A 10,325-nucleotide genomic window follows, 5' to 3' on the forward strand; every position below is an offset into this window, starting at 1 on the left:
CCGGCCCAGCGCCCAAATTACTTTATCCTTATGCACCGTTCGCTAGCTGCGGCACTGGCGGCTTAGTCCAACAGACATTTAAAGGTCATGCTGCGCACGACCATTAAATGCTTAGGTGTTAAATTGCATGGAGGGAGCCTGTGCACCACCGAGAAGTAATGGAAAACGATATCCCAAAGATTTGTAAGCTACCGGAGACACGAGAAGAGCTCTTCTGCTGCTTTCCAAGGGCGTCTTTTCCATTGTCGGAAACTGACTTGCGCCAGTGCATCGAAATGCGCTCCGACTCAACGGTCGTGGAATTCGCGGGGCGCGTAGTTGCATTCGCTAATTTTTACCGGTGGAAGGAAGGGATATGTTCAATCGGTAACGTTGTTGTTGCGTCTGAGGTTAGAGGTTCTGGGGTCGGGAGTTATCTGATTAATCACATGCTCACTCTGGGGTTCGAGAAGCATCACGCTGAAGCGGTTTCAGTGTCATGTTTTAATCGAAACGCTGCAGGGCTGCTCCTTTACCGAAAGCTTGGTTTCCAGCCTTACGACATTGAGCAACGGGTCGATTATAACGGAGATCGGGTTGCGCTGATTCACCTGAGGGTGGATAGACATGCAATTTAACCAGACGGTCAACCGGACACCAAAAGCGTACCGCTTTTGGTTCCCTTCGCTGGCGCTCCGGTGCCGGTTACCTAAGCGTTATGTGTACTCATTGATACTCGGCGTGTTACGGGCGACTTGAACTTTCTCTAAAAAGGAATAAGCATCCTCAAGTAAGTCTGTTGGCAAATTCATACTTTTATTAAAGTCAATTCTAGCTGTAAGCGTTTCGAACATGTTGAATTTATTATTCATTTTAGCATCCGCTTCCGGCGTTCCAGTTGTGTCGATTACACTCCCATCACTATTAACCTTTAGAAGTGGCGGGGGGAGGAATGCTGAGCTTAAATCACCCTCGCCAGCTTTCATTAAGGCGCTGGCAAGAGCCATTGACTCGTTGTAGTTCATATTCTTTGGGTCAAATGTTTCGGCAAGTTCACGAGCTAGCGGTTGGTTGGGTTGTGTGTTGCCAGTCATCGTTGTTTGGGGCGGCATATTGTTGCCGCTTTTTTGTGTTGGTGTTATAGCTGAAGTCGCTATTGCACTTCCAATTTGCATGGTTAGCCCCTAGTATCATTAGTTAAAAATTAAGTGTTGCAAGGTGTATGCCATTAAACTAGTGAAGCCAAACACATAACAAGTGCAGGCACGGCGACGCCTACTACATTGCGCCTTCGGCTCCATTTCGCAGGCGCGCATGCTGCAAGCGTTAGCAATCGATAGGGAGATTTAATCTTGCTCAAAAGTAGAGATATTGAGGTACCTGAGGACAACCCTTTCTGTAATGATGATCTAGATAGAAAAGAAAGCGCAGATGCATTGACTGAATTTGTTGTCTCCGCAAATGAACCTTTAGTTGTATGTATTGATGCTCCCTGGGGCCAAGGTAAGACGACTTTTCTTCGGATGTGGCAGCAGAGTCTAAAAAATTCCGAAGTGCCTACTATCTATTTTAATGCTTGGGAAAACGACTTTTCCGAAGACGCGTTGGTTAGCTTAATTGGAGAGATCTCCTCTGCTTTGTCTGAGCTATCAAGAACTGGTGATGAATCTAAGGCAAAAGAGTACTTCGCTAAAGCAAAGACAATAAGCACAATGCTACTAAAAAGATCTATACCTGTTACAGCAAAGATGGCTACAGCTGGAGCACTAGATTTAGATGATTTAACCGAACAGGCCTTATCCGCATTTGCGGAATCGATTGCTAAAGAACAAATAGAACAGTACGAAAAATCTAAGCAATCCTTGGAATCATTCAGAAACGCATTAACAGATTTTGCTTCTAGCATATCTGACGAGGACAACCCAAAACCATTAGTTTTCATAATCGACGAATTAGACAGATGTCGTCCTAATTACTCTATAGAAGTCTTAGAGAAAGCAAAGCACTTCTTCAATGTACAAAACATAGTTTTCGTTTTAGGTGCTGACAAGTTGCAGTTAGGATCTTCGATCAAGGCTATTTACGGTTCAGGCCTCAATGTAAATGGCTATTTACGTAGGTTTATTGATTTTGATTACCTTCTGCCACCGCCGGATAAGGGAAAATTCGTAAAGGCGCTGTTTCATAAGTACTCGTTCTCAGATTATTTTTCACAAAAAAACGGTCGCGGTGTTCAATATGAGCATGAGCACGCACTGAAAATGTTCGAAGAGTTATTCGATGTTTTCCAGTTGACACTTAGAGAGCAGGAGCATTGCTGCTCTCTTCTTAACTTAGCGATCAGGACAACGCCCCACGATTATAAGCTATTTCCATTATTTCTTTGTTTTCTTATAGTTCTGAAGGTAAAGCAGCCGGACCTTTATAACGATTTAATATCTGAACGAATTTCTCCAAATGTTCTCCTGGACAGGTTTAGCCGAATCCAGGGGTCAGAAGCGTTACTGGAGACAAATTATGGCATGGCTCTTGAGGCATACATTATCGTTTGTAAATCGCACCCACACGGACATGATGAAATTCTGACACCTTATAGCAAGATAGTTGAATCTGTTGACGCTACAACGGAACAAAAGCACAGGGCTAATCGGATCCTAGAGCTAGTTAAGGACTTTGACTGGAATGGTGGGGTTGGAGCTTTGAGCTATCTAGTCAATAAAATCGAGGTGGCTTCCCGTTTTAAGTGAGAAACTGCTAACAAGTGGCTGTTGTTGGACGCACCTACGCTGGCGCTCCGTTGCGCCGCAAAGCCAAAGCGTTATGTTCTAGCGAGGACTGCATGAGCATCAAGAAATCATTATATTATGGTAAAACTCGCCGCAAAGTAGACGAGCTTTGGTTCGAGATGTCAGTCATTAATAAATTATGTTCTGATCACTACACAATTGAAGCTGAGATAACGGGCTTTCCAGAAATTCATAATCGCAGCATGACGCGCTGCGTAGAGATTGAAGAAAGAGAGAAGAACGAAACTAACCCAGCATACCCAAGCATTAAAAAAACCATTGAGGCATGGTCTGAGTTTGATGTATTAGTCAATGCAATGGCTTACTTTAGGCAGCACCTCCGTGCATATATTGAGGCACACCCAAAGATAAAGTTGTATGAAAAAATTGAGGGCAATCTGGAAGCCCTCGAAATAGACGATATTTTCTGGACTCATGACTGTGTTCCAGATTAAAAACATAACAAGGCCATGAAGGTTGTTCCGGGCCTTCGGCCCTCCACCGGACGCCCTTGTCAGGGCGCCGCTTATGGCTGGCGTTATAGCCAAAAAAAGAGTACCAGATGAGCATTGAGGAACATCAGTATATAAAGCTGCTCGACTACGCCATCTCCCAAAAGGGTTCTTACCATATGGAGCCGGGGTTGTCGGCAGCCAAGATGACGGAAAGGGAGTTCGAATCTGTCCGAGACACTTTTTTTATTAACGCGCACATGCAGGCTCCACCACCTGGTCAATCTCAAGTATATGATTGGCGGCTGCGGCCTGAAGCCGTCTTTGGTTATCTTGCTTACAAGCAATACGACCATGCGCAAAAGTCATCAAAAAGAGCGCTGTATATATCATCTGCCTCGCTCATGGTCGCGGCGGCATCCCTTGTTGTGGGTGCATTAGGCGCACTGCTATAACAAGTGCATTAAATTCGTTCCGGCCCGATGGGCCTCCACCGGACGCCCTAGTCGGGCGCCGTTTATGCATGCGTTATGTGGGCGTGCCCATAGAGAATCCTTATGGCATTCAGTGAGTTTGAAGCAAACAAAATTGAGCGCGCCGCCTCTGAATTTCTGGAAGACCGGAGGCCGCCAGTCGAGATCCGACCCAAGTTAGACCTAGACGTTCGAGTTTCTGGCCAAAGCGTGCAGATTGTCGAGATTCGACCGCATTTCCGCGAGCCGTCAACGATCATTGAATCACCGGTGGCAAAAGCTACCTTCGTCAAGAAATCTCAACGCTGGAAGATCTACTGGATGCGCAGTGATCTGAAGTGGCATTTGTACACGCCAGAACCTGAGTCACGCTCCATCGAGGAATTTTTTGCTATCGTGAATGCCGACGAGAATGGCTGTTTCTTTGGGTAGCACATAACCAGTCATTCCAGTTCGTTCCGGCCCTGAAGGGCCTCCACCGGACGCCCTTTTCTCCGCTTCGCTGCGTAAAGGTCGCCGCTGAATATTGGCGTTAAAGGCCTTGCTCCGGCGTTCTTTGGTCTGGTGTTTGGCTGCGGCTTGGCAGGTCGCCAGCAGGCAGAAAACAGCCCTCCGTCTGGTAACGGTTTCGGCGGATAATTTGGAGTTCAGGTCGCGGGGCAATCCGGCGTAATCGTCGGGTAATTTCCGCTCATTCGGTGGCCTGGTTCCTGGCGCAATGGGTCAAGTTGGTACAAGGTATCGGGAGTGGGCATTCAGCGTTGGGTGCCCAATCAAAAACCAAGGGTAAACAGGCCCTTAACAAGTCGCAGCAGTACGCGGCCGATGGCCGCCGGACGCCCTTTCCATGGCTCCTTCGTCGCCATTCCAAGGTCGCCGCTGTGCTCAGCGTTATAGCCAAAAAAAGAGTACCAGATGAGCATTGAGGAACATCAGTATATAAAGCTGCTCGACTACGCCATCTCCCAAAAGGGTTCTTACCATATGGAGCCGGGGTTGTCGGCAGCCAAGATGACGGAAAGGGAGTTCGAATCTGTCCGAGACACTTTTTTTATTAACGCGCACATGCAGGCTCCACCACCTGGTCAATCTCAAGTATATGATTGGCGGCTGCGGCCTGAAGCCGTCTTTGGTTATCTTGCTTACAAGCAATACGACCATGCGCAAAAGTCATCAAAAAGAGCGCTGTATATATCATCTGCCTCGCTCATGGTCGCGGCGGCATCCCTTGTTGTGGGTGCATTAGGCGCACTGCTATAACAAGTGCATTAAATTCGTTCCGGCCCGATGGGCCTCCACCGGACGCCCTAGTCGGGCGCCGTTTATGCATGCGTTATAAGCCAATGCACCGGTCATTTTTATAGTAGTTGGGTGCATGGGCCTTGGCGGCAAATTCGGTGGTAGCTTCTGGTTTCGCATCGTTGCCAAGGCCAGCAAATCTGTCGCCCAATTTGGAAGCCAGCGTTGGTATCTTTCGGGTTATCGGCAGGGTGCCCAGGTTGTGGGGCCGTTCGCCGAAAACTGTGATCAGGACGGGTAGTTTGATGGTTCGTATCGGTGCCGGATCGCGAGCAGATGCGGGGCTTCTTTGGCGTTCGCATGCGAGCTGAGAAGTGGACTGGAAACCATCGGGTGAACCGGCTTCTAACAAGGCGGTCAACCGGACACCAAAAGCTTACTGCTTTTGGTTCCCTTCGCTGCGCTCCGGTGCCGGTTACCTTCAGCGTTATGACTACTAAGGAGAGGTAAATTGGGTTTAGTTCTGAAATTAGCAATACTGATCTACTGCATTCGCCACGTAATGAACACCGCTCGTCCTGGGCAGACAGCAGCAATTTATGCAGGTTCCTTTTTAGCCGTCGGTTTGGTGCTTGCTGTCATAGATGGGTTCTCGGCTCTGGTAGGCATGAGCCTCGGCATCACCCTCGTTTACGACCTGTTAACGGGATTCATTTTTTTCTGGCTCATTGACAGGTACCACGGTAATTCGCTCGCGTTTTACACCATCATTATCTTGGGCATCGCCGCCAGCCTTGGGATAAAATTTCTCATCGTCTTCGGGCTACAGTCATAACCAGTAGTTGTAGTACGTTCCGGGCCTGACGGCCCTACACCGGACGCCTACTACGCTGCGCTCCGTAGTCGCCGCTAAACCAAAGCGTTAGCATCATTTATAGAAAATTTGGAGTTCGAACTAATGAATGGAATATCTGAAGTTGTTGAAAATGAAAATCGAGGGATGATTCGGCATGATGATGCTCAAATAGATTTGTTCTTCAAAATGCATCAGAAGATAAATGCAAAAAATGAAGAGATATCAAAGTCATACAAAAACAATATCTTGGTGAAATTTTCAGATATCAAAGAACTTCATTTTAAAACAGTTCAATCCATAATTTCTTTAAAGCCGATAAAAAGCAATATAAATGTCAGAATATCAGTTTCTCATAATGAAGGAGAATCTGAGAAATTTAACTCATTTGAGGAGTTTGAGTCGAGAAATCTAACGAACCCAAATCCTACATCTAATGTTTTGCTTATTTATTCATTTTCCATTTATGACAAAGAAGAAGATAGTTTCGAAAATTATAAGGTTATGGCTCATGTAAGGTCAAGAGTCGCGGATCTTCATCAAATAGAGAACGAGGCGCCTCCTTTTATATCTTCAGCAATAATAAGTAACATGGTAACTACGACCGCGAACATTACAGTTCATTATTCAGACTATGTGAAAGCACGTCATTTTACAGCTATGTTTGATGAATGGGTTAGGGGGTGTGATGAGTCAAAAAATATCGAAATTATTAAAAATCTTAAAAAAGTGTCCCATCTAATATCAAAATTCGGAAAGCTTTCGATTTACGCAGTTCTTGGCCTTTTTACAGCAAGTGCTATCGACAGCTCTGTTTTTAACTCTAATGAAGCTTTAAAGTTTTTGGTCGCATATGCGTCAATATTTGTTGTTGTTGGCGGAGTTGCAGAAGTTATTCTAAGAAAGTTGGAGCTGTCAATTGATAGCTATTTGGCATTGTCATATCTAAACATCAACAAAGGCGACGCTAAGCTGATTGCAGATTTCTCGGCAAGAAATAGATCTTCAGTTATTTGGTCGATTTTTGGCATTATAGGTACGGTTGTCGTGGGTATTGCCACAAGCGCATCTTACGATTTTATCAAATGGTTGATTGCTTAGACTCGACCAATGCTAACAATTTGCTGCACGCGGAAAAATTACTCGCTGCGCTCCCAATTTTCCGGTGAGCAAGGCGTTAGAGAGTCACAGGGAGTTAATAAAGAGTCGATGGATAAGCTTTTGTATCAGTTCGTTGAGAATCTCAGTGCAGGTGATCTGTGGTACGGCTTCTTAATGCTTGGGGTCTTTTATATCCTGAAGAAAGAACCTTTTAAAATTTTTGCTCATTTCTCGGAAAAGAAAACAAAGGATCTTTCCCAAGCTCATGAGCTCCTGGAAACTGGAAAACTTAGCAAGGATGCAAACAGTCTGCTCCAAGAGCATATCGAACAGGAGCTCTTTGCCAAATACTACGGTATACGAGCGGGAAGGGACATGCGCTCGGCTTTGCTGAAATTCTATAGCAAGAACCAAAGTAAGATTGGCTGGCACGATCTTAGGCGGGCATATCCTTCCATATATTTGGATGGATCAAAGGTAAAGGCCAAAATAAAATGGTGGGAGCATCCGATGCGATGGTTCGTCACCTTAACTAGCTGGGGTGTGGGAGTTTATGCAATTGCAGTGGTTGTTGCGGCGGCAGTTTCAAGACCAGAAAACCAGCTACAATTCTTTGGCCTCAGCATAATGGCTATCCTACTTCTTGCTCTAGCGTTGTTCTTTTCAACTCTTAATTGGCCTTATCACAGCGCTCGGAAAGTAGCAGATGGCGGTAATTGAGCTCTAACCATGCCAGTCACGGCGACGTCTACTGCATTGCGGCTTCGCCTTCATTCCGTAGCCGCGCATGCTGGCTGGCGTTATAAGCCGTAGGGAAATCCGCATGATCAACAAGGCAGTTTTAATTCTTTTGTTATTATTATCAGGATCAGCTCTCGCTGAGGAAAAACCGCCTGAGCTTTGGTCATGGTTTAAAGACCTGAGCAAATCCAAAGAGGCTTGCGAGATACAAAGCTCATATGCCCTGCAAGCCTTGGGGCTAGAAAATCAGGTTGAGAATGAGTACGGAATATACGGGAACGTAAAGTCGAACCGTGTTGTAGTTAAATGTATAGAAATATCAGCTAACCAAAGCAAACTCATGGTTGCGGTTGCTGGCTACAATAGGGATTCGGTTGAGCTTGTGAGAAATAAAATTATTGATTCAATTCAGTAGTATAGAGCTTATAACAAGGCGCAGCAGTTCGCGGCCGAAGGCCGCCGGACGCCACTGTCGTGGCGCCGCTGTGCTTCGGCGTTAAGAGGCCATAGAAAATTATGCGCATCACCAAAACAGGGATGGTTCTCTGCTCTCTTTACCTGATTGCTTCACTTGGCTGCGTGGTTTGGGCGCAATTCATCAGCGATCCAAAAGGAAAACATATTATTTTGCAGATGCCGGTTGTGCTGCAGCATGGGCTGCTCTTGGCGTGCGATGCAACTCACATACTTAGGAATATGAGTTGGGCAGGGATGTATCTCGTTCTTGGCGTTCCCATGCTGGGTTCTCTGATCTTGGTGGGAAGCCTCGCCGAGTCCAGCGTCTCTAGAATACGTTCAGGTGCTTCGGCTCTTAACAAGTCGCTGTAGTACGCGGCCGATGGCCGCCGGACGCCCTTTTCATTGCGGCTTCGCCTCCATTACAAGGGCGCCGCTAAGCTTCGCGTTATAGGGCCTTTGGGAACCATGATTGATAAGCACGAAATGTTTGAATTGGCTCTCAAAGCTTGCCCTAGCTTTGAGCCTGCGTGGAAAGAATTTATCGCTGAATGGGATGGTGAAAAGGATCTGCCGTTGTATCTGGCTCTAGGCGACCTTTCTAGACATATTTCTAAACTGGTAGAAGAGAAGCAAGACTCTGAGCTTGACGCGTTATTTGCTGTAATAGAGCGCTGGCACACCGAGGGCAGTCCCTATGTTAGAGAAGCTGCAACCATCGGTTTGCTTGAGGGACTTCAAGGCGAGAGCAATGCCAGGTCAATTGAACTCTATCTACTGCCAGAATCAAAAATATGGTGGGATAGAGTAAACGAATTCTGGGAAAATGGTAAATTAATCAGTGAGTAACCGGCCCTATAACCAGTCGGTCAACCGGACGCCAAAAGCGTGGCGCTTTTGGTTCCCTCCGCTGACGCTCCGGCGCCGGTTACCTCAGCGTTATGCAGGATGATGAACTGGTCAATCGCTAAAAAATTATCAGGTGGAGCGCTGACATTGATCGGTTTGGCAGTGTTAGCAGATATCCTCGTCGCATTGTTCATCGGGCGTGGTGTGCTGACTGCTGAATCTGCTGGTTGCTATCTTACTGATGCAATGGTGATTGGTTTTCACTGCCAGGGCTTTTGGGCATCTGACATTGTCTCCGCCTGGCTCAACCTTCCAGCGTGGGCGGTCTACGGATTAATGTTTGCACCCTATAGCTTGAAAGCGGCCATTCTGGCTAATTTGGTATGGCTGCCGCTAATCATTTTCATCGTGGCGTCTCGCAAGGTGGCTCAACATGCATAACAAGGCGCAGCAGTTCGCGGCCGATGGCCGCCGGACGCCCTTTACGTGGCTCCTTCGTCGCCACTCCAAGGTCGCCGCTGTGCTTCAGCGTTATGCTCTAAGAAGGAGAGTTCATGGAAGATAGTGCGAATTGGCTTGAAGTGGTCACGGCAATAGGGGCCATCGCTACTCCCATATTGGTTCTGATACTTAGCGGAATAGGTTGGAGGATAAGGGTCGGTCTAGATAGGCAGTTTCAGCTGGAAGATAAGCTCAGAGACGACCGAATCGAGACCTACAATGATATTCTTGAGCCGTTCGTAATCCTCTTCACCTCAGATGCAGCCTGGAAGTCAGATCCCAAAAATAAATCCCGCGACAAAAATCAAATAGCGCAACAGAAGTTACTTTCTCAGGAGTATCGAAGAAAGGCATTCAAGATGTCACTTGTTGGCTCCGAGAGCGTGGTCACATCATACAATGACCTAATGCAATACTTTTTCCAGCGCGGAGAGCAGCAGGGTGTAACGCCCTCCGAGAATGAGATCGTAGAGATGATTTCGCTTGTCGGGAAGTTTCTGCTGGAAATTCGGAAAAGCATGGGCAATGAGGCTACAAAACTAGATCACTGGCAAATGTTAGAGTGGTTTATTACTGATGCACGACGTTACCGGTCTGAAGCAAAAGCATAACCAATGCAGGCACGGCGACGCCCTTTACATTGCGCCTTCGGCTCCATTTCAAGGGCGCGCATGCTGCTGGCGTTATGCAAAATGGTGAGTACAAAAAATTGACAACCGGCATTCAGTTTTTGAGAGAGGCCAAAAAACATGGTCTAGTTGATAACTTAGCCGGTCGTGGTTTTAAACACTTGAAGGGGTTGTATTTTTATCGCTTTTATGGGGAAGGTATTCATCAATTAATCTTGGGTTCAGCTTCATACGGTGAAAACTTAACATTTGATATAACATGTATT

The 10,325-nt window shown here is 46.6% G+C and carries 17 protein-coding genes; 15 read left to right on the forward strand and 2 right to left on the reverse strand.

Features of this window, described 5'->3' with window-relative positions; all coding sequences use genetic code 11:
- The first annotated feature begins 158 nt into the window (after positions 1 to 158).
- Positions 159 to 617 carry a GNAT family N-acetyltransferase gene (locus FFI61_RS17420; protein WP_200371885.1) on the forward strand — a complete coding sequence of 153 codons (459 nt, stop codon included), beginning with the start codon at positions 159 to 161 and terminating at the stop codon, positions 615 to 617.
- 78 nt (positions 618 to 695) lie between these two features.
- Here the strand turns inward: FFI61_RS17420 and FFI61_RS17425 are convergent, their stop codons facing one another.
- Positions 696 to 1,154: a hypothetical protein gene (locus FFI61_RS17425; protein WP_200365884.1), complete on the reverse strand. Its 459-nt coding sequence runs from the start codon at positions 1,152 to 1,154 to the stop codon at positions 696 to 698.
- A gap of 177 nt (positions 1,155 to 1,331) precedes the next feature.
- Here FFI61_RS17425 and FFI61_RS17430 point away from each other — a divergent pair, with 177 nt between their 5' ends.
- The 5 genes from FFI61_RS17430 to FFI61_RS17450 all read left to right on the forward strand — a co-directional run bounded on the left by FFI61_RS17430 (position 1,332) and on the right by FFI61_RS17450 (position 4,950).
- On the forward strand, positions 1,332 to 2,726 hold the full coding sequence (locus tag FFI61_RS17430; protein WP_200371886.1) for a P-loop NTPase fold protein: 1,395 nt from the start codon (positions 1,332 to 1,334) through the stop codon (positions 2,724 to 2,726).
- Positions 2,727 to 2,818: 92 nt separating this feature from the next.
- The gene (locus FFI61_RS17435; protein ID WP_200371887.1) at positions 2,819 to 3,220 is read left to right on the forward strand and encodes a hypothetical protein; all 402 of its coding nucleotides are present in this window, start codon (positions 2,819 to 2,821) and stop codon (positions 3,218 to 3,220) included.
- 107 nt (positions 3,221 to 3,327) lie between these two features.
- Positions 3,328 to 3,672: a hypothetical protein gene (locus tag FFI61_RS17440; RefSeq protein ID WP_200371888.1), complete on the forward strand. Its 345-nt coding sequence runs from the start codon at positions 3,328 to 3,330 to the stop codon at positions 3,670 to 3,672.
- A 102-nt stretch (positions 3,673 to 3,774) separates the two neighbouring features.
- Complete coding sequence (locus tag FFI61_RS17445) at positions 3,775 to 4,122, forward strand: DUF3024 domain-containing protein (protein ID WP_200371889.1); 348 nt, start codon at positions 3,775 to 3,777, stop codon at positions 4,120 to 4,122.
- A 483-nt stretch (positions 4,123 to 4,605) separates the two neighbouring features.
- A complete protein-coding gene (locus FFI61_RS17450; RefSeq protein WP_200371888.1) occupies positions 4,606 to 4,950 on the forward strand; it encodes a hypothetical protein in 345 nt (114 codons plus the stop codon).
- A 73-nt stretch (positions 4,951 to 5,023) separates the two neighbouring features.
- Here the strand turns inward: FFI61_RS17450 and FFI61_RS17455 are convergent, their stop codons facing one another.
- Positions 5,024 to 5,350: a hypothetical protein gene (locus tag FFI61_RS17455; RefSeq protein WP_200371890.1), complete on the reverse strand. Its 327-nt coding sequence runs from the start codon at positions 5,348 to 5,350 to the stop codon at positions 5,024 to 5,026.
- A gap of 90 nt (positions 5,351 to 5,440) precedes the next feature.
- On the opposite strand from FFI61_RS17455, the gene FFI61_RS17460 reads away from it, so the two are divergent.
- The 9 genes from FFI61_RS17460 to FFI61_RS17890 form a co-directional block, all read left to right on the forward strand.
- A complete protein-coding gene (locus FFI61_RS17460; RefSeq protein ID WP_200371891.1) occupies positions 5,441 to 5,764 on the forward strand; it encodes a hypothetical protein in 324 nt (107 codons plus the stop codon).
- A 123-nt stretch (positions 5,765 to 5,887) separates the two neighbouring features.
- Positions 5,888 to 6,883, forward strand: coding sequence for a hypothetical protein (locus tag FFI61_RS17465; protein ID WP_200371892.1), 996 nt, complete (start codon positions 5,888 to 5,890; stop codon positions 6,881 to 6,883).
- A 108-nt stretch (positions 6,884 to 6,991) separates the two neighbouring features.
- Entirely contained in the window at positions 6,992 to 7,603 is a 612-nt protein-coding gene (locus FFI61_RS17470; RefSeq protein ID WP_200371893.1) for a hypothetical protein, read from the forward strand.
- A gap of 103 nt (positions 7,604 to 7,706) precedes the next feature.
- Entirely contained in the window at positions 7,707 to 8,039 is a 333-nt protein-coding gene (locus FFI61_RS17475; RefSeq protein WP_200371894.1) for a hypothetical protein, read from the forward strand.
- Between the two features lie 101 nt (positions 8,040 to 8,140).
- The gene (locus FFI61_RS17480) at positions 8,141 to 8,452 is read left to right on the forward strand and encodes a hypothetical protein (protein ID WP_200371895.1); all 312 of its coding nucleotides are present in this window, start codon (positions 8,141 to 8,143) and stop codon (positions 8,450 to 8,452) included.
- Between the two features lie 96 nt (positions 8,453 to 8,548).
- Entirely contained in the window at positions 8,549 to 8,929 is a 381-nt protein-coding gene (locus FFI61_RS17485; protein ID WP_200371896.1) for a hypothetical protein, read from the forward strand.
- A 39-nt stretch (positions 8,930 to 8,968) separates the two neighbouring features.
- Positions 8,969 to 9,370, forward strand: coding sequence for a hypothetical protein (locus FFI61_RS17490; protein WP_200371897.1), 402 nt, complete (start codon positions 8,969 to 8,971; stop codon positions 9,368 to 9,370).
- Positions 9,371 to 9,483: 113 nt separating this feature from the next.
- On the forward strand, positions 9,484 to 10,041 hold the full coding sequence (locus FFI61_RS17495) for a hypothetical protein (protein WP_200371898.1): 558 nt from the start codon (positions 9,484 to 9,486) through the stop codon (positions 10,039 to 10,041).
- Between the two features lie 74 nt (positions 10,042 to 10,115).
- On the forward strand, positions 10,116 to 10,325 hold a 210-nt coding region (locus FFI61_RS17890; protein WP_227715041.1), incomplete at its 3' end, for a hypothetical protein.

The organism is Marinobacter sp. DY40_1A1 (genome assembly GCF_016597815.1).
Classification (GTDB): Bacteria; Pseudomonadota; Gammaproteobacteria; order Pseudomonadales; family Oleiphilaceae; genus Marinobacter; species Marinobacter xiaoshiensis.

Bases quoted from the DNA above. Each gene is read 5' to 3' on its own strand.
- FFI61_RS17470 (WP_200371893.1), top strand. From the start codon at position 6,992: ATGGATAAGCTTTTGTATCAGTTCGTTGAGAATCTCAGTGCAGGTGAT.
- FFI61_RS17475 (WP_200371894.1), top strand. From the start codon at position 7,707: ATGATCAACAAGGCAGTTTTAATTCTTTTGTTATTATTATCAGGATCA.
- FFI61_RS17480 (WP_200371895.1), top strand. From the start codon at position 8,141: ATGCGCATCACCAAAACAGGGATGGTTCTCTGCTCTCTTTACCTGATT.
- FFI61_RS17495 (WP_200371898.1), top strand. From the start codon at position 9,484: ATGGAAGATAGTGCGAATTGGCTTGAAGTGGTCACGGCAATAGGGGCC.
- FFI61_RS17465 (WP_200371892.1), top strand. From the start codon at position 5,888: ATGAATGGAATATCTGAAGTTGTTGAAAATGAAAATCGAGGGATGATT.
- FFI61_RS17485 (WP_200371896.1), top strand. From the start codon at position 8,549: ATGATTGATAAGCACGAAATGTTTGAATTGGCTCTCAAAGCTTGCCCT.
- FFI61_RS17450 (WP_200371888.1), top strand. From the start codon at position 4,606: ATGAGCATTGAGGAACATCAGTATATAAAGCTGCTCGACTACGCCATC.
- FFI61_RS17435 (WP_200371887.1), top strand. From the start codon at position 2,819: ATGAGCATCAAGAAATCATTATATTATGGTAAAACTCGCCGCAAAGTA.
- FFI61_RS17425 (WP_200365884.1), bottom strand. From the start codon at position 1,154: ATGCAAATTGGAAGTGCAATAGCGACTTCAGCTATAACACCAACACAA.
- FFI61_RS17440 (WP_200371888.1), top strand. From the start codon at position 3,328: ATGAGCATTGAGGAACATCAGTATATAAAGCTGCTCGACTACGCCATC.
- FFI61_RS17420 (WP_200371885.1), top strand. From the start codon at position 159: ATGGAAAACGATATCCCAAAGATTTGTAAGCTACCGGAGACACGAGAA.
- FFI61_RS17445 (WP_200371889.1), top strand. From the start codon at position 3,775: ATGGCATTCAGTGAGTTTGAAGCAAACAAAATTGAGCGCGCCGCCTCT.